Source organism: Exiguobacterium sp. EA-TM-5, from assembly GCF_053878415.1.
The window spans coordinates 2,326,583-2,344,411 of record NZ_CM132670.1 but is presented as its reverse complement, the minus strand read 5'-3'; the positions used below and the strand labels follow the sequence as shown (position 1 = coordinate 2,344,411).

Below are 17,829 nucleotides of genomic sequence, written 5' to 3'. Positions count from 1 at the left end.
TTTCAATGAATCAGGAATATTCAAACATCAGGCATGAAAAGGAGGAACTAGGATGGAGTCAAGGCAAGAAAAGAAACAACGACGGTTTTCCGTCTGGGATGTCCTGTTTGGCGTCCTCATCGGTCTCATCTTTTTCGGTGTCATTTATAGCACGATGGCATTTTTGACTTCACAGATCACCTCGTCCTCAGACTATCAAGATCTTGTGACGCAGATGCAACAGGCAGATGTCTCATGGAATGATACAGATATCACGGTTTCACTCATGCTCCTGTTCGTCGGTGGACTGTCGATTACGATGCCGAGCGCAGTCCGGGAAGGGATCATCAATCAGGTACTCGATGCGAGTTCTGCCGGTGACGTCTTGTCATTGTTCGGAATCGACTTGAAGCAGGTTCTTGCACCACTTACGTTTGATGTCTCCTACGGCACGTTACTTTATTCCGTTTTTGGAATTGGTTTGACCGTCTTGCTATTTTTAGTGTTACGGATTAAAGCAAGTCGTCTCGGTTGGACGATTCGCTCGGTCAGTTTCTTTTTAACGGTCGGAATCATCTGGTTCGTCCTTGCTGGACGCGGAAACGACGTGCCATTCCTTACGTTACAAGACGGCTATGCGATGAGTGGGATCCTACCGCTTCTCGTCGTCAGTTTGCTTGGTTGGATGGCGTTCTTCCCGCAGAAGTTATCCGGTTTAACGGCAGCCGGACGCGCCAGCTTGCTGATCTTGATGTTTGCGAGCACGCTGCAACTCGTCTTTACGGTACAGGATGAAGCGGAGTATGACGGAGATTCTTCACTACGGACAGCATTGACTGTCGCGAGTTTGAACGCTGGGAGTGGTGGGATGTATGACTGGATTCACGGTGGTCAAGTCGTCTATCAAGCAGACGTCCTTGGAGCAAACGCAGAAGTTCCTGTCTCAATGTTGAACGGAGAGACCTCAACGGATCAGCTCAATGACTCGATTCAAAAAGTCGTCGACGGGATTGATACGGACCGGGTGACGGAACAACTGTTGACGCTTCTCGGTGGAGAACGCCCTGACTTGTCAGCGACGCAGTTGAAGCTCGATCCTGTTGATTACGGTGTCGCAAGGCAGACAATCCAATCGATCGATGCGGAATCAGCTGGAACGACGGCACCAGACGTCTCAAGTGAGAGTGCGTACTGGGTATTGTTGCTCGTGTCGTTTGCGATCTACTTCGTTTGTAGTATCCGAAGTTTCAAGTCGATCATCGATCCGTTCGTCTTTGCGATTGCGATTGGTGTCATCAGCTTCATCGTCAGTCAAGCTTCATATGTTGAATTTGCGATGAAGTGGCGCAGTGACGTCTTATTCGAATTTGCTCAACAGACAGCAGGATGGACGGTACTTTACGCCGCAGGGCTTGCCTTACTTGCTGGTATTCTTGGTTATGTCGTCCGACGGAAACCAGAGAAAGCGGTGTAAGGGGACAGGGAGTAGTGAAAATCCTGTGCCATGAATCCAGACGACGAACGTTGCTGTCATCCTCGCTTTCCACAGGCGGGAGGTAAGTCGCGGTATCCAAAACTCCGTTTCGTCTACCGGGTCTCACCTGACCCTGACGAAAGCGAAGTGCATGCTTTCTTTTCCTGTAGGAGTCGAGGATGAACAGTTACGTTCTACATCAAGCATAAACGATACGTTTTCAGGTTCATGTCCTGGAATGTATCGTTTTTTTACGTGATTCACCTCCTTTTTTTTTACCATTAACACATGAATTGTAAAGGAAAAATCAACAATGTAAAGCCATTATTTGGAATTAGTTAAGTAGGTTAAATAAGACGGATGTCCGACCTATTTGAAAGGACTATTAGCTATAATCGAACCATGCTAAATTAATGAAGCAGTCAAAACATCCTGGGGGGAAAATCCATATGAAAAAAGCTACGAAACTTGTCATCGCGTCGACTTTGATCGCACCGATGCTCGTACCAGTCGTTCAAGTTAAGACACTCGCTGCCGACAACAGTGTCGTCAAGTTACGCTTCTTAGAAACAACGGATTTACATACGAACTCTATGAACTACGATTACTTCAAGGATGCGCAAGACGAAACAATCGGTCTCGTCAAAGCCGCTACGGTCATCAAACAACAACAAACGGAAGTGGGCGCATCGAACAGTTTCTTGTTCGATAACGGGGACACACTTCAAGGGACACCGTTTGGCGATTACGTCAAAAATCAGTATGACAAAGGAAACAAGGGCAAACATCCAATGTACGAATTGATGGAATACCTTGGTTATGACGCGGTCACGCTCGGGAACCATGAATTCAACTTCGGACTCGATTTCTTAAAGTCAGCGATGAGTGCTTCAAGCGGTTCGATCAAATTCGTTAACTCGAACGTGTTGGATGCCGTTACGAAAAAACCAATCGTCTCAGACTACAATAAAGATGGAAAAGATTATCAAATCATTGAACGTCAAGTGAAAGACCAGAATGGTGATATGAAAACAGTCAAGGTTGGTGTGTTCGGAGTCGTCACGCCACAAATCATGGCATGGGATGCAGGGAATCTGACGGGTAAAGTAACAGCAGAAGATATCATTCCGACTGCGAAAGAAACTGCGAAGAAATTAAAAGACGCAGGCGCAGACGTTGTCGTTGCACTCGCGCACACAGGTATTGGGGATACAGTAGATCAAAAAGACGGCGATGAAAACGTCGGTTATGCGTTGACGAAAGTTGCGGACATCGATGTCTTGATGACAGGTCACCAACACGGGAAATTCCCAGCAGCCGATTCGGCTTTCAATAAACTGCCGAATGTTGATAAAGAAAAAGGGTTAATCAATGGGAAACCAGTCGTCATGGCAAACACGCAAGGGAAAAACGTCGGTGTCATCGATCTTCAGTTAAAGCAAGTCGATGGAAAATGGGTCGTGGATACGTCAGGTGCAAAACTAGCGGACGTGACGAAAGATACGACGGCAGATGCAGGCGCCGTTAAGTTGATTGAAAAAGCGCATGAAGGAACACTTGCATATATTCGTCAAGAAGTCGGTACGATCAATGACGATATCCAGAGTTTCTTTGCCCTCGCGCAAGATGATGATTCGGTTCAGTTCGTCACGAACGCTCAAAAATGGTATGTCGAGAAGCAACTCAAAGAAAATGCAGATCTTGCGAAATATAAAGATCTTCCATTGTTGTCAGCAGGTGCACCATTCAAGACAGGTGGTCGTAACCAAGTCAACGCATCAGATTACACATTGATCAAAAAAGGACCTATCGCACTCAAGAACGTTGCTGATCTCTATGTATACCCGAATACACTGGAAGTCGTCAAAGTGACGGGTGCAGAGGTCAAAGACTGGCTCGAAATGTCAGCGGGTCAGTTCAACCAAGTCGGCGGTGAGCAAACGAACTTATTGAATAAAGAATTCCGTAGCTACAACTTCGATATTCTCGATGGCTTGACATATGAAATTGACATCACGAAACCAGCGAAATTCGACTATAACGGTGTTGTCGTCAATAAAGATGCAAACCGCGTCCAAAACATCAAGTATCAAGGGAAAGCGATCGCAGATGATCAAGAATTCCTCGTTGCGACGAACAACTATCGAGCAGGCAGTGCGACGTTCCCAGGTCTTGGCGGCGGAAAGAATATCGTCTACAAATCAGCATACGAAACACGTAACGTTATCTCGGACTTCATTAAAGCAAAGCAACCGGTTGATTATAAAGCCGACGACAACTGGTCACTCGTCGCAAGCAAGCCGATGACGGTCAGCTTTGATTCAGCAGTTGCAGCAGCGCCGTACGTCAAGCGGTATGAAGGCGTCACGAACACAGGTGTAACTCGTCCAGGTGAGACAGGTACGTTCCTGACATTCAACATGAACGTGCCGATGAAAGACTTCACGGTATCGGCAAAAGCAGTTAAACCAGGTGCAAAAGTCGTCACAGGACAAGCCGTTCCAGGTGCGAAAGTCACCGTCAAACTCGGTGATAAGGTCCTTGGAACAGCAACAGCAAACGAAGCGGGTCAATACGAAGTTGCAACACGTCCGCTCAAATTGCGTGACAAGTTGACGGTAGTCTCAGAACTCAGCTTCATGAAAACAGAAACAAGCGTCACTGTCGGAACAGGAGTTGTTGCAACACCTGCGATCGATAAAAAGTCAGCAGTCTACGGTTCAACGGTCCTCCGCGGTAAAGCAACGGAAGGTCTTGACGTCACGCTCTACAAAGGATCAACGAAGATCGCGAAAGCGAAAACGACAGCAAATGGTTTCAAGATCGCAGTCAAGAACGGTCTAACGACAGGCACGTACACAGTCAAGTCGATAGACATCTCGAATAAGATCACGAAAAAAGCGTCGTTCACGATCAAGAACACGTATCCGGTTAAAAAATGGTCAGGCAAAAAGACATTGACTGGTAAAGTCGAAAAACGTCAAATCGTCCGTCTTTACCAAAAAACAGAGTCTGGTTACCAATTGATCGCACAAGATGTTGCGGATCAGCATGGTAACTATGTCTTGAAAATGCGTCAAGTATTGACGAACGGTTCGTACAAACTCAACATCTATACAGCGAAGGATCATCTTGATCAATCACGCTACTTCATCACGAAGTAATATGAAAAACGGGTGTCTGCATATGCAGGCATCCGTTTTTATTTGGATAAAAACGTACCTTGTGAGAGCAGGAATCGTTTGACACGTTCATACATAGTTGCTTGTTCGACCGTCAATTGATCCGTCGCATGCGACATGTAGAGTTGTGACGTAACGGTAAATACATCGTCTGTAATGAAGGGAAGTCCCATATCGCGACAGACGGAAACAGGAACGAAGCTGAAATACCGTTGCTGGCGTAAGGCGAGCTGAAGTGAGACGTCATCGATGTAATGCGTGGTATCGGCATAGATGTTCAGTTCTGCCATCTTCAATTGGATGAAGCGGTTGTAGTCCTTATTGTGGGACGGGAATAAAAAGGCAGTCTCGGTGGCATCCGCATAAAGCGCATTAATTGCTTCTTTCTCTGAATAAGAAGCTGGATAAGTGATGACAATATCCTCTTCAACGATTGGTTCACTCGTAATGAGCGGATGCTTGAGTTCCATGAAGCTGATCGAGAAATGGAATTCTTGACGAAGCAGACCGCTCAGGATTTCACGGTTCGAGAGGATGTCCGAGTTGAATAAGGGAGCCGCTTGTGGAAGAAGAAACTCCCGTAGAATCAATTGGATGAAGCGGCCGTGCGAACTGGCAAGACTGAGTGGTGTTTCCGTTGACGCATCATTCCGTGCCATTCGTTCCTGAACACGTGTCAGTTCGTGTTCGATTTTTTCGACCGACTGCAGTAACAGTCGACCATTGTCAGTCAAACTGATCGTTCTGCCTTTTCGATGAAATAATGTCGTGTTCAATTCCCGCTCGAGTTTCTTGATTGTTGCACTGAGGGCAGGTTGGCTGATGAATAATCGTTCGGCAGCACGCGTCACGTTCAATTCTTCCGCGACGTGACGAAAGTAATTCAAATGTAAGAGTTCCATAATATCCTCCTGACATAACCTACAGGTTATTAAAATATACAATTATATATATTTCTATTTATGATGAAACCAGTATATCGTAAATACCAGAGGTGATAGAAATGAAAATCGGAATTTACGGAGCAGGGTCACTCGGGACCATCATGGGAGCTTATTTGAGTCAACAAAGTTCGGATGTCGATCTGATCGATACGAATCGTGCACATATCGAAGCATTGAATACGAAAGGCGCACACGTCATTGGACCGGATCTAACGCAATCTGTTCATGCGATTCATCCGGATGACATCACAGAGATGTACGATATCGTGCTATTGCTGACGAAGCAGGTTTACAATGAATCGGTTCTGGCAAAAGTCGGAACGATCTTGAAGGAAGACGGGATCCTTGTCTCCTTACAAAACGGTGTACCGGAAGAGTTCATTCAACAACAGATTCCAAGCGAACGCATCATCGCGGGATCGGTCGAGTTCGGAGCAACGTACGTTGGACCAGGGGAGTCACGCTTGACGTCAAACTACGAACACTTCAAGACGTATGCGATGCAAATCGGTGAACTAGACGGAAAGACGACAGATCGAATCGTTCAATTGAAGGAAATCCTCGATCACATCGGTGGTACAGAGATCTCGGATAATCTACCAGGTACGAAATGGTCAAAACTCGTCATCAATAGTACGTTCAGTGGGTTATCTGCTGCTTGTAACGGAACGTACGGTGACGTGCTCGATCATCCTGTCTTGTTGCGGGCAGCGCTTCATACAATGCAAGAAGTCGTTCAAGTCGGTCATGCCCATGGCATCACGTTCGCACCGATGAGTACGTTTGAGCCGGCAGCCTACGCGACACTGGATGATATCGATGAAAAATTGATCACCGTGCCACAGTTGATGCACGGATCGCGCGACTTAGAAGCAAGCATGTTGCAAGACTTACAAAAAGGGCAACCGACCGAGATTCGTTACATCAATGGGATCGTCACGATGTACGGAAACACGTATGATATTGCAACACCGTTCAACTCACTCATTCAAGAAATCGTCGAAGAAGCGCAAGCTGCGAAGACGGTTCCTGATTTTGAAGCAAGTGTCGCACGCTTTGCTGCTTTATTGAACGCATAAAGGAGGAACTCAGATGAGACAGGAAGATGTAAAACATGTTGTTGCGACGCCAATCAATGCTCCGGTCTTTCCGGCAGTCGATATCTACTTTCGTGATCGGGAATACTTGAACATCATCTATGAGACGGACATCGAAGCGTTACAAGCGGTCGTTCCGGAACCGCTTGAGGTGCTGAGCAATCAGATTAAGTTTGAGATCATCAATATGCCGGATAGTACGGGCCTTGGGAGTTACCTCGAGTGCGGCCAAGTCATTCCGGTACGTTATCAAGGAGAAATCGGCGAGTTTTACCTATCAATGTACGTCAACAATCAGCCAGCGATCGCATCTGGTCGTGAAGTAGCAGCTTTTCCGAAGAAGTATGGATCACCACGGCTGTATCTCGATAATGATGTCCTCGTTGGGACACTTGACTATCATTCGCTCCGTGTCGCACAAGCGACGATGGGATACAAATATGTTCCGATGGCACTCGAAGAAGCAAAGTCAATCGTTGGTGCACCGCAGTTCATGCTCAAGCAACATCGTGGCTATCAAGGCGAGTTGATCATTTCTGAATTGACACGCAGTCAAATCACGGATCTTGAGATTAAAGAAGCATACCGTGGACCGGCACGCCTTCAGTTATTTGAACATGTCATGGCACCACTTGCTGACTTCCCTGTTCGAAAGATTGTCGATGCCCAGCATATCATCGCTGATCTTCGACTTGGTGGACCTGCGAAACTGCACGATTATCTAAAGGATTAACGAATTGCTAACATCACATTTAACAAAACGACCTCCAAAGCGGAAGGTCGTTTTGTTTTACCCTAAAAACTGGCATACTGAGACGAGAGGGGGGACGAACATGCGACAAGTCATTGTGTTACCGTATCAATCAGAATGGGCAAGTGAATACGCACGAGAAGCAAAACGATTGCGAGACGTGTTTGGGGCACGTCTACATAGCATTCATCATATGGGAAGTACCTCTGTTCCGGGACTCGCAGCAAAACCGATCATCGATATCTTACCTGTCGTTGATTCGCTTGATGGAATCGAGCAGTTTGATGAACCGATGGAAGTACTCGGTTACGAAGCAAAGGGTGAGTTCGGGATGCCAGGACGACGCTATTACCGAAAAGGTGGAGACGAACGGACGCATCATATTCATCTGTATGCGAAAGGGAATCCGGAAATCGAGCGGCATCTCGTCTTTCGGGACTACTTGCGCGCGCATCCAGAAGAAGCGAATGATTATGGGACATTAAAAGAGCAGTTGGCAGTAACATATCCGTTTGATATCGAAGCCTATATCGCCGGCAAGGATGCACTTGTCAAGGAACTCGAACACCGTGCTATCGCTTGGGGGAAAGAACATGACTGACTGGGAGCGTGCTCTCATTCGCCATGTCGGTGTTGGTGTCAAAACGTCAAAAGAGTTATTTGAGAAGATCGAGGCAAAGGATTGGGACGCACGGCCAATCCCTGGCAAACGGACCGTTGGCGAAGTGGCGGTTCATCTTGCTGTGTTGCTTGAAGCCGATTTATTGATTGCAGCCGGAGCGAATTCGGAAACAATGGAGACATTTTACGCAGAGCATGTCACACGCGATCAGCTCTCTGAACGAATTGATCGCGCGTTTCGTGTCTATCAAGGAAAAGTAACGACCGGATTTGTGACGCGTCCGACGTACTGGGGTGTTGATGATTCGATGAACGGCTGGGCGATTGAAGCTGCAGTCCATCTCTACCATCATCGATCCCAGCTGTTTGATTATTTGAACATCCTTGGCTATGAGCTAAAAATATCGTTATTTGAATGAATGGAAGTAGGGAGATAGCGTGGAATATATCGTTGAAACACCAGCCGGTCGATTTGATACCCGGCTAACAGGAAGCGGGGACGTTACATTCGTCCTCGATCACGGGATGATGTCGAATCGGCATCAATGGGGTTGGTTACGAACTGAATTGTTAAAACGGGGACGTGTCTTTGAGTATTCACGTCTTGGTTATGGTCGCTCGAGTCGTGGCAAAAATAAACGACTCTTTTCGCATCAAGCGGATGAACTCGCTGACGTCTTACGGATGCTTCATGTCGAAGGTCCGTATATCTTCATCGGTCACTCACTCGGTGCCTATATCTCGCTCGCAAATGGACGGTTGTTTGATGATGAGACACGCGGTATCGTCTTACTCGATCCATCGCATCCAGATGTCGATGCGGCATTGCCGAACTGGTATGAACGAACGCAAGAGGAGTGGAATCGTTTTCTCTATTTCTTTAGTCATATCCGACCGATTGCTTGGATGATTCCTGATCGAATTGGTAAAAAGATGTTCAGTGTCTTACCAGAAGCCGATCAACTACCGATGTGGCGACATTTTGCAGCGCCTGGGCATTGGCGGGGAACGCTTGACGAATGGCAAACGGTCGAGGAGAATAATCAGATGATTCTTTCCTTGATAGAAGAAGTGACACAGCCGGTTCTCGTTTTGTCTGCTTCGAACTGGGCAGGTGGTATGCCAGAAAGTTGGTTGAATCCGGCATTGACCGAACAAATCAATACGGCTCATGCTGCGTTTGCAGACCATTTACCGAACGGAATGTATCATGTGATCGCAGAGACGAATCATTACACGATTGCTGGTTTTTCCCATGATGCAGCAAAGCGGATTACGGATTTGATCGGATCGACGTGGAACTTACCAATTCAAAATGAGTGATGGAGAAAGTCGACAAGCGTCGGCTTTTTTCTTATATGAAAAATAAATCGAAATGATTCCGATTGACGCCAAGTGAAAAGTCGGTTACTCTATAAAACGTAACGATTACGTTTTAGGAGATGAATGATGATGCAACCGATATCGATCACCGTTTTATCTGGATATCTTGGATCCGGTAAAACGACACTATTGAACCATTTGCTACATAATCGCGAAGGGCGACGCCTCGCGATCATCGTCAATGACATGAGTGAAGTCAACATCGACGCGGCCTTAATTGAACAAGGTGGTTTCTCGCGGACGGAAGAATCGTTCGTCACGCTCTCGAACGGCTGCATCTGTTGCACGTTACGGGATGATCTATTACTTGAAGTCAAACGCCTCGTCGACCAAGGCGATATCGATGGTATCGTCATCGAGTCTAGTGGTATCTCGGAACCGATTCCGGTCGCTCAGACCTTTACGTATGAAGATCCGGACAGTGCGATTGACTTATCACAGGTCACGAAAATCAACGCGATGGTCACAGTCATCGATGGATACCGTTTCTTGAAGGACTTCGAATCTGGTGAATCATTGATTGAACGGAAACAAGCAGTCGATGAGACGGACGTGCGTGAAGTCGTCGATCTACTCGTCGACCAAGTCGAGTTTGCAGACATCATCGTCTTAAATAAAGTTGATCGCCTGACACCAGAAGAACGCCATACCGTCATCGGCTATTTGAAGGCATTGAACCCGGTGGCTCGATTGATCGAGACGACATATGGTCAAGTTGATCCAGCAGACATCCTCGACGTCGATCTATTTGATTTCGAACAGGCAGCAGCAAGTGCCGGTTGGATCCGTGAGCTGAATGCGGAAGAACATATTCCGGAAACAGAAGAATACGGAATCAGTTCATTCGTCTACAAGCGCGACGTCCCGTTCCATCCTGAGCGTTTGCTTGCCTTGATCGAAGACTGGCCGCAAGAAGTCGTCCGGGCGAAGGGTTTCTTGTTCCTTGCGACCCGTCCCGAGATGGCACTATTGTTCCATCAGGCAGGATATGCGTCAAACATGGAATATGCCGGTCGTTTTGCATCAGACGAGGATCGACGGACGGAGCTCGTCTTGATTGGCATCGGACTAGAACAAGAGAAGCTCGAAGCGTTGTTTGATGCGTGTCTCGTTCAGGAACACGAAACGGACTGGGCATCTTTGAACGATCCGATTCCCGGTCGTGAGATGTACGAAGAAAACTTTTTATAACAGGTCAATCTTTAGAGAAACCGTATCTGCGGTTTCTCTTTTTTGTTATATTTTCATAGTGAATGGGGAAAGAATACTAGTGAAGGTATGTTAATTGAAGGAGGAAAATCTGTGCGCAACCGGATTTTACAATTCGCACTCGTATTTTTAGTCGCCGGCGGCATCATTTGGGGACTATATCAACTCGGCTATTTATTTTACGTCTTAACGATTTCAGCGACGGTCGTGCCGCTCGCCGTCATCATGATCATTTTCATCGAAAACCGAACAGCAGAATCAACGATCGCTTGGTTCCTCGTCTTGATTTTCTTACCGATTCTCGGTGTTGTCATTTGGTTGATGTTTGGTCGGAATCCGCGACGGCGTCGCCGGAATCGTCGATCGCATGACGAACGGAAATTGCTCAAACAAGCAATCCGTCCAGTCCGGTCGCTTGCTGTCAGTGAGTTGCCACCGAATCACTTGAAGCTCGCGAACACGATTCGAAACTTCGGTGGTGGCGGGGTGGACGTTCATACAGCAAGTGACATCCTGACGAACGGGGAAGAGACGTTCCCGGCGATTCTTGACGCGATTCGTCAAGCACAGCATCACGTCCACATTCAGTACTACATCTATCGCAACGATGAGACGGGGAGGGCAATCCGGGAAGCATTGATTGAGCGACTCGAAGCGGGTGTGACGGTCCGCTTCATGTACGACGGACTCGGAAGTTATATGCTCGGTGAGAACTTCCTGCGCCCACTTCGCGACGCTGGAGCACATATCGCAGCTTACGATCCGATTTCGAGTCCGTTGTTCATCTTCACGGCAAACTTCCGAAATCATCGGAAGATTGTCGTCGTTGATGGAAAAGTCGGCTTCACCGGTGGATTGAACGTCGGCGATGAGTACGACGGCAAGAGCAAGAAATTCGGTTTTTGGCGCGATACGCATTTACGTCTCGAAGGGCGGGCCGTCAAAGAGTTGCAAGCGACGTTCCTTGACGACTGGATCTATGCTCAAATCGAATCGGACGACACATGGGAAACGTTTGCGGGTGACGAATCAATCCATCAGTACTTCCCGAAACATGACGTCGCGACGGACGGAGCGATCCAAATCGTTACGAGCGGACCGACCTCGAAGGACCCGGCGATTCGAAACGCTTTGATTGCCGCGATCATCGCAGCGCAACGTTCGATCTGGATCGCAACACCGTATTTGATTCCGGATAATGAGACGATGACGCTACTCCGACTCGCGGCACGTGCCGGACTCGACGTCCGCATCTTGACACCAGGTAAAGGCGATAGCTTTACGTCTTATTACGGAACCCGGTCCTACTTCGGACCACTCTTGAAGGATGGTGTCAAAATTTACACGTACAATCGTCACTTCATCCATGCGAAGTTGTTTCTCGTCGACGGGAAGATCGGAGCCGTTGGGACGGCGAACATGGACATTCGCAGTTTTGTCCTCAATTATGAACTGATGGCGTTCCTGTATGACACGGAAAGCACTGATCAGCTCGAGCGTGACTTCATTGCTGATTTCGACGTCTCGATTCAGTTATCATCGAATGATTACGTCAAACGACCGCTCCGCTTCCGGATTTTCGAGTCACTCTCGCGCTTGATTTCACCTTTATTATGACCAGTTGTCCCGTATCTATTTTTTGGTGCGGGACTTTTTTGGGTTGATTCTTCCTTGAAGTGGGAACATGAACTCTTATACACTAGATGTGTAATCGGTTGCACACTACTTAGCCTGGAAGGAAGTGAAAGGGGCGTAAGTCCCGAACCCGTATGCGAACAATTGATGAATCCCATTTCTACACGCGCGACATGAAACCACAAGCACGACCAGATGCTATCATCCAAGGAGATGTCTACCGTTTCACAGTATTGACAAGTCGGATGATCCGACTCGAATACGCGGCGGATGGGCAGTTCGAGGATCGACCAACCCAAACGGTCTTTAATCGTGATTTCCCGGTACCTGCTTATCGCATCGTCGAAAACGAGGAAGAATTGCAAATCATCACCGAGCATGTCCATCTGCATTATACGAAGGGACCGTTCGCTGCGAATACACTCTATATCGATGTGTTAGGGAACTTCAGTACCTATTACAGTCGCTATACGTTCGGTGGACCACTCCGGACGTTAAAAGGAACGGCGCGGACGCTCGATCATGCAGATGGTGTCATCCCGCTCGAAGAAGGGATTCTTTCACGCCAAGGCTACGCGGCGATTGACGACTCGAACGCCTTTGTTCTGACGGAAGACCACTTCGTCGAACCGCGTCGCTCCGGTACGCATGACATTTATTATTTCGGATACGGTCACGACTACAAACAGGCACTCCGTGACTTCTACCATCTGACAGGTCCGACGCCGATGTTACCGCGTCAAGTGCTCGGTAACTGGTGGAGTCGCTACTGGCGCTATAGTGAGAAGGAATACAAGGATTTGATGACGCGTTTCAAGACGGAAGATATTCCGTTTTCGGTTAGTGTCATCGATATGGACTGGCATGTTACCGATATCCCGGAACGGTACGGGAGCGGCTGGACGGGTTACACGTGGAACCGTGATCTATTCCCGGATCCACGCGGCTTCTTGCAGTGGTTGAAAGACGACGACCGGATGGTCACGCTCAACTTGCACCCAGCCGACGGTGTCCGTGGCTTTGAGGAAGCATATGAGGCGATGGCGGTCGCGATGGGCGTCGATCCTGAATCAGATGTCCGGATCCCGTTTGATTTCTCAGACCGGACGTTCATCGAGAACTACTTCACGAAGCTCCATCATCCGCACGAGGCGGATGGCGTCGACTTCTGGTGGATCGACTGGCAACAGGGCGCGAACTCGAAGATGAAGGGACTTGATCCACTTTGGATGCTTAACCATTATCATGCGCTTGATATTGCGCGCGACGGCAATCGACCGTTGATCTTTTCACGTTATGCGGGACCCGGAAGTCACCGCTATCCGGTCGGTTTCTCGGGGGATACAATCATCTCGTGGGCATCGCTCCAATTCCAGCCGTATTTCACGGCGACAGCGTCAAACATCGGCTACGGCTGGTGGAGCCATGACATCGGGGGTCATCAGCGCGGGGAAAAGGATGACGAGTTATCGACACGTTGGCTCCAGTATGGTGTCTTTAGCCCAATCATGCGCCTCCATAGTACGATGAGTATCTTCAACGGGAAAGAACCGTGGCGTTATTCGACCGATGCAGCGAACGTCATGAAGAAATACTTGCAGCTCCGCCATCAGCTCGTGCCATACATCTACACGATGAATGCCCGCAATCACTTTGACGGCTTACCACTCGTCTCACCGATGTATTATGAGCATCCGGAAGACGATCAAGCCTATAACGTCCCGAATCAGTTCTACTTCGGAACGGAACTGATCGTTGCGCCGATGGTCACACCGATGCACCGGAAACTGCATATGACATCGACGACAGCTTGGTTGCCGGAAGGAGAATGGTTCGATTTCTTCAATGGGCACCGCTATCGCGGTGGCAAACAGATGCGTTTGTTCCGCTATCTTGAAGACCAAGGCGTACTCGCAAAAGCTGGGGCGATCGTGCCGCTCGGTCGTCATCTCGAACAGTCGAATGCCCTGCATAATCCGACCGAGCTTGAAGTCGTCGTCTTCCCAGGTGCATCGAACCGCTTTACGTTGTTTGAAGATGACAGTGCAGGTGTTGCGCACCGCGACGGTGTCAACGTCGAGACGACGTTTGCACTCGACTGGGGCGCACGTGAGCTGACGATTGCCGCACCGACCGGGCATCGTGACTTGTTGCCGGAAAATCGTTCGATCACGTTGATTTTACGTGGTGTCCGTGAAGGATACGTCCAGCGCGACGGAGAGAGTGTGACAGGCCATTATGATCATGCGACACAATCACTGCGTGTTGAACTTGGTGAAGTGACGGATACGATCACGTTGTCACTTCAAGTCGAGATGTCGACGAACGAGAACAAGATGGACCGGTTGTATGCGTTCCTCGATCAGGCGGAAATCAGCTATGACCTGAAGGACCGTCTCTACCGTCTATTGTCACAAAAGCTCGATCCGATCAACATGATGCACCAGTTGCAAGCACTTGAACTCGAGAAGGATCTCGTCGATTGTCTGCTTGAGTTGATGTTGTCTTGATATTTACAATAAGTTAAATGCAAAAATCCTGTATTTCTCACCATTCCGGATGAGAATTATAGGATTTTTTGTTTAGGTCATAACTCTTCCTCTTCGTCCATCCAAGACAACAGATCCTCTGCATCGAGAGCGTCACCTTTACTCAGGATCAAAGTCGTGACGTCGGCTCGTTTCTGTTCTAACAACTCCGGGTTGTTCGTCAAGACTTCCATGAGGTAATACGCATAAGAATCGAGGAAATCAGGCTGGTCGTTTCGTTCGATTAGTGTCATGAACGCTTCGATGAGTTCTTCCTGCTCCTCGTTGAGAATCATCCAGTGGGAGTAGGCGAGAAGTTTTTCGTTTTCGTCATCTCCACGGAGAATGTCCTTAATTTCAGGTAGCGTCAGAAATACGACATCCGACTCAACGACTTCTGGAACATCGGTACTCAGCTTCGTTAACCACTCGTCGTAAGATGACGCGACGAAATGTGTCGTCTCGTCCGAAATGTCGAGGCACCAGACAGTCGGCTCGACACTTTCCGTGAAGTGAAAATACCAAAAATAGCTGCCTTCTCCTTCTGCAAACATCATGACGTTCCCTTCGACATCCCATTCCCGGAGAACCGACAATTCGTCCAGATACCGCTCGAATGTCAATGACGTCATCGAGCGGAGTGGAAGATGTAGACCCGTTTCTTCGTCCGACCATGTATTCTCGAACTCGACCATCACGGCCATTGCTTCCGGGGAACCACCGTTTTGCTTGCGAATCTGCTCGAGATAACGGGCAGGAAGTCGACCGTTGACAGCTTGTTCGATTCGTTTGATGTCTGTTTCTTTGACTGAAATCATCGTTTCTTCTTGTAAATCTTCATCCCAAAATGACATTGTATGACCTTCCTTGCTATGTAGTATGTAGACCTTGATTATACGCAAAATGTCTGGAAAATGTTTCAAAAAAAGACCCTATCCACTCGGGAAGGGTCAATTTCTTCATTTGCGACGCAACTTTTTCGCTTTTTGCTTCATGTCGTTGTACGTGATCATAGGGCTATCGTCCATCGTCAAACGCAGATGGTTCGGTTCCCCTTTGTTCGTGATGCCAGAGCAATACAAAATATCGGCATATTCATTGAACAGATCTTCGTAAGCCGGTAAATGGTGCATCAGACGACCAGGAGAACCCCAGCCACAGAGGACGACGCCATTTTTTGCTTTGACTTCGGCAAGTGTCTTCGCGACGAACTCGTAGTTTGTCTCATCGAAGCTTGCTTGAGCGAACGGCAGATCCTCGCTGACGAGTAGGTCCGGCATCAAACTGATGATGTCATATTGTTTGACGGGGTCACTGACATATTTCTTCATCAAATTGTACGCACGTTGTGTCGTCGTGCCAGAGAGAAAGGCGTCCGTCGTCCGTGGTGTGTAGATTAAAGCGGCGACGTGCGTTCCTTCTGCGATGTCGTCAAAGATATAGCTGCGTAAATAGCGTTTCGTCTTGTCTCGATCAAACGTCGTCTGGACGCGGATCGACGATTCCTCAATCAAGAGTTCGGAAGAATCGGCTGGTGTCATGGGTGGTGCCTCCTTTTAATTGGTCAAACGTGAGCTGATGCGAAGGAAGAACGCGAGTGTCTTCTTCTTGAGGTCGAGATCGCTCGCATCGATTGCCTCGACTTGTTGCTGGTAACGATCGTATTGGGCGAGCACGTCAGAGACATATTGTTCACTGCGATTATATTCAAACAGTGCTGTCGCGAGCGTGTCTCGATCGGATGTCTGTGTGACATCGTGTTGCTTCAGGTATTTCGCAGCCGTGTGGGCGCTATCGACGAGACTTGTCGGATCGGCTTTCCCGTCGCCGTCCGCGTCAACTCCGAGACCACCATACTTCTCAATGGCTTCCGGGTCCGTGACGTCGACGCCATCATGCTCGATGTCACCGAGCGACGTGCCACCTTTGTATCCCCAACCGACCCATGTTTTCGGCATGAATTGGAACGGACCAATGGCGCCAACGGACGATTGCATCGCTGACGAGTTCGAGAAAATCGTCTCGACGCGATGGATGGAGGCGAGCAGCTTCCAGTCGATGCCGTAACGTGCCGCGGCTTGTTCGTAGATGTCGATGTTCTCGGCAGGTACGCCATGCTGTCCATAATACGTACGATACATTTCATTTTGAACACGTTCCCGATTTTGCCAATAGATGAAACTACTGACGATGAGGGCGAACAGTACGAACAAGATGCTGATTCGAAAAACTTTTCGCATGTTGTTCTCTCCTCTGTATAGGATTCCACTGAATGGTATCATATTTTAGTAGGGTCTAATAGCACTTTCTGTGACGGGAGTGTGGAATCAAAAAAGGAGTCGAAGTCATGTATCTCTTCGTAAATGGGTTTTTACTCGGATTGCTCGTCGTCCTTTCGATCATCGCGGCAGTCCGTCCGGTCGATTTGACGATCGTCCCACGCAAAGAATTTTATCCCTCGATGGTCCAGTCAAGCGGAATCTTATGTCTGTTGCTCGTCGGTGGAACGCTGATCAGCGGTACGACGTTGCAAGAAATCGGCTTGACATTGTTTGTTCCAAGTGGACCCGTCTGGTACGCGACGATTGGAATGATCGTCTTTCTTTGCATCGTCCTAATCCTGACGGCAACTGTTCCGGCGTTTCGTAAACGACTGTTACCGCTTTATCAAAGTGAGGCGGAACGGCTAATTCTGCCACGAACGAAAGAGGAGCGGACCGGATTCCAGATGGTCGCGTTGATGGCAGGTGTGACGGAGGAACTAATCTATCGCGGGTTTCTCTTTCATACGCTTGGATTATTTTTACCGTTTTCTGACGTCAGTTTCGTCTGGATCGGAGCGATTCTGTTCGGGGTTGCTCATCGTTATCAAGGATGGTTCGCGATTCTCGTGACAGGACTGATAGGGGCGGGATTCGGTTACTTGTACCTAGCACTCGAAACACTTTGGCCACTGATCATCATCCATGTCTTGATCGACCTCGTTGCCGTCTATATCTATAAGGACGATGTTAATTCCTGACATC

At 48.3% G+C, this 17,829-nt stretch carries 15 protein-coding genes; 11 read left to right on the top strand and 4 right to left on the bottom strand.

Features of this window, described 5'->3' with window-relative positions; all coding sequences use genetic code 11:
* Positions 1 to 52 precede the first annotated feature (52 nt).
* Both ACV3PA_RS12415 and ACV3PA_RS12410 read left to right on the top strand, forming a co-directional pair.
* Positions 53 to 1,453 carry a hypothetical protein gene (locus ACV3PA_RS12415; RefSeq protein WP_456124973.1) on the top strand — a complete coding sequence of 467 codons (1,401 nt, stop codon included), beginning with the start codon at positions 53 to 55 and terminating at the stop codon, positions 1,451 to 1,453.
* A gap of 449 nt (positions 1,454 to 1,902) precedes the next feature.
* A complete protein-coding gene (locus ACV3PA_RS12410; protein ID WP_456124972.1) occupies positions 1,903 to 4,617 on the top strand; it encodes a bifunctional 2',3'-cyclic-nucleotide 2'-phosphodiesterase/3'-nucleotidase in 2,715 nt (904 codons plus the stop codon).
* 38 nt (positions 4,618 to 4,655) lie between these two features.
* On the opposite strand, the gene ACV3PA_RS12405 is transcribed toward ACV3PA_RS12410, so the two are convergent.
* Positions 4,656 to 5,537: a LysR family transcriptional regulator gene (locus ACV3PA_RS12405; protein WP_456124971.1), complete on the bottom strand. Its 882-nt coding sequence runs from the start codon at positions 5,535 to 5,537 to the stop codon at positions 4,656 to 4,658.
* Between the two features lie 101 nt (positions 5,538 to 5,638).
* On the opposite strand from ACV3PA_RS12405, the gene ACV3PA_RS12400 reads away from it, so the two are divergent.
* From ACV3PA_RS12400 to ACV3PA_RS12365, 8 genes are all read left to right on the top strand, one after another.
* Positions 5,639 to 6,658 carry a ketopantoate reductase family protein gene (locus ACV3PA_RS12400; protein ID WP_456124970.1) on the top strand — a complete coding sequence of 340 codons (1,020 nt, stop codon included), beginning with the start codon at positions 5,639 to 5,641 and terminating at the stop codon, positions 6,656 to 6,658.
* 13 nt (positions 6,659 to 6,671) lie between these two features.
* On the top strand, positions 6,672 to 7,409 hold the full coding sequence (locus ACV3PA_RS12395; RefSeq protein ID WP_456124969.1) for an acetoacetate decarboxylase: 738 nt from the start codon (positions 6,672 to 6,674) through the stop codon (positions 7,407 to 7,409).
* 100 nt (positions 7,410 to 7,509) lie between these two features.
* Positions 7,510 to 8,028, top strand: a complete 519-nt coding sequence (locus tag ACV3PA_RS12390; RefSeq protein WP_456124968.1) for a GrpB family protein — start codon at positions 7,510 to 7,512, stop codon at positions 8,026 to 8,028.
* Complete coding sequence (locus ACV3PA_RS12385; protein ID WP_456124967.1) at positions 8,021 to 8,467, top strand: DinB family protein; 447 nt, start codon at positions 8,021 to 8,023, stop codon at positions 8,465 to 8,467. Before ACV3PA_RS12390 ends, ACV3PA_RS12385 begins: the two co-directional genes overlap by 8 nt.
* Positions 8,468 to 8,486: 19 nt before the next feature.
* Positions 8,487 to 9,371 carry an alpha/beta fold hydrolase gene (locus ACV3PA_RS12380; protein WP_456124966.1) on the top strand — a complete coding sequence of 295 codons (885 nt, stop codon included), beginning with the start codon at positions 8,487 to 8,489 and terminating at the stop codon, positions 9,369 to 9,371.
* A gap of 129 nt (positions 9,372 to 9,500) precedes the next feature.
* Positions 9,501 to 10,622, top strand: coding sequence for a GTP-binding protein (locus ACV3PA_RS12375; protein WP_410503241.1), 1,122 nt, complete (start codon positions 9,501 to 9,503; stop codon positions 10,620 to 10,622).
* 111 nt (positions 10,623 to 10,733) lie between these two features.
* Positions 10,734 to 12,257 carry a cardiolipin synthase gene (locus tag ACV3PA_RS12370; RefSeq protein ID WP_456124965.1) on the top strand — a complete coding sequence of 508 codons (1,524 nt, stop codon included), beginning with the start codon at positions 10,734 to 10,736 and terminating at the stop codon, positions 12,255 to 12,257.
* 152 nt (positions 12,258 to 12,409) lie between these two features.
* On the top strand, positions 12,410 to 14,785 hold the full coding sequence (locus tag ACV3PA_RS12365; RefSeq protein ID WP_456124964.1) for a glycoside hydrolase family 31 protein: 2,376 nt from the start codon (positions 12,410 to 12,412) through the stop codon (positions 14,783 to 14,785).
* A gap of 77 nt (positions 14,786 to 14,862) precedes the next feature.
* On the opposite strand, the gene ACV3PA_RS12360 is transcribed toward ACV3PA_RS12365, so the two are convergent.
* From ACV3PA_RS12360 to ACV3PA_RS12350, 3 genes are all read right to left on the bottom strand, one after another.
* Positions 14,863 to 15,657 carry an SMI1/KNR4 family protein gene (locus tag ACV3PA_RS12360; RefSeq protein ID WP_456124963.1) on the bottom strand — a complete coding sequence of 265 codons (795 nt, stop codon included), beginning with the start codon at positions 15,655 to 15,657 and terminating at the stop codon, positions 14,863 to 14,865.
* A 105-nt stretch (positions 15,658 to 15,762) separates the two neighbouring features.
* Positions 15,763 to 16,344, bottom strand: a complete 582-nt coding sequence (locus ACV3PA_RS12355; protein ID WP_035397944.1) for a DUF1643 domain-containing protein — start codon at positions 16,342 to 16,344, stop codon at positions 15,763 to 15,765.
* A gap of 15 nt (positions 16,345 to 16,359) precedes the next feature.
* Positions 16,360 to 17,043: a lytic transglycosylase domain-containing protein gene (locus ACV3PA_RS12350; RefSeq protein WP_456124962.1), complete on the bottom strand. Its 684-nt coding sequence runs from the start codon at positions 17,041 to 17,043 to the stop codon at positions 16,360 to 16,362.
* Positions 17,044 to 17,150: 107 nt separating this feature from the next.
* Here ACV3PA_RS12350 and ACV3PA_RS12345 point away from each other — a divergent pair, with 107 nt between their 5' ends.
* Complete coding sequence (locus ACV3PA_RS12345; RefSeq protein WP_410502926.1) at positions 17,151 to 17,825, top strand: CPBP family intramembrane glutamic endopeptidase; 675 nt, start codon at positions 17,151 to 17,153, stop codon at positions 17,823 to 17,825.
* Positions 17,826 to 17,829 lie beyond the last annotated feature (4 nt).

Excerpts from the sequence above, each read along its gene's own strand:
- ACV3PA_RS12350 (WP_456124962.1), bottom strand. The coding sequence starts at position 17,043 with ATGCGAAAAGTTTTTCGAATCAGCATCTTGTTCGTACTGTTCGCCCTC.
- ACV3PA_RS12400 (WP_456124970.1), top strand. The coding sequence starts at position 5,639 with ATGAAAATCGGAATTTACGGAGCAGGGTCACTCGGGACCATCATGGGA.
- ACV3PA_RS12355 (WP_035397944.1), bottom strand. The coding sequence starts at position 16,344 with ATGACACCAGCCGATTCTTCCGAACTCTTGATTGAGGAATCGTCGATC.
- ACV3PA_RS12345 (WP_410502926.1), top strand. The coding sequence starts at position 17,151 with ATGTATCTCTTCGTAAATGGGTTTTTACTCGGATTGCTCGTCGTCCTT.
- ACV3PA_RS12365 (WP_456124964.1), top strand. The coding sequence starts at position 12,410 with ATGCGAACAATTGATGAATCCCATTTCTACACGCGCGACATGAAACCA.
- ACV3PA_RS12375 (WP_410503241.1), top strand. The coding sequence starts at position 9,501 with ATGCAACCGATATCGATCACCGTTTTATCTGGATATCTTGGATCCGGT.
- ACV3PA_RS12360 (WP_456124963.1), bottom strand. The coding sequence starts at position 15,657 with ATGTCATTTTGGGATGAAGATTTACAAGAAGAAACGATGATTTCAGTC.
- ACV3PA_RS12410 (WP_456124972.1), top strand. The coding sequence starts at position 1,903 with ATGAAAAAAGCTACGAAACTTGTCATCGCGTCGACTTTGATCGCACCG.
- ACV3PA_RS12405 (WP_456124971.1), bottom strand. The coding sequence starts at position 5,537 with ATGGAACTCTTACATTTGAATTACTTTCGTCACGTCGCGGAAGAATTG.
- ACV3PA_RS12395 (WP_456124969.1), top strand. The coding sequence starts at position 6,672 with ATGAGACAGGAAGATGTAAAACATGTTGTTGCGACGCCAATCAATGCT.
- ACV3PA_RS12390 (WP_456124968.1), top strand. The coding sequence starts at position 7,510 with ATGCGACAAGTCATTGTGTTACCGTATCAATCAGAATGGGCAAGTGAA.
- ACV3PA_RS12415 (WP_456124973.1), top strand. The coding sequence starts at position 53 with ATGGAGTCAAGGCAAGAAAAGAAACAACGACGGTTTTCCGTCTGGGAT.
- ACV3PA_RS12385 (WP_456124967.1), top strand. The coding sequence starts at position 8,021 with ATGACTGACTGGGAGCGTGCTCTCATTCGCCATGTCGGTGTTGGTGTC.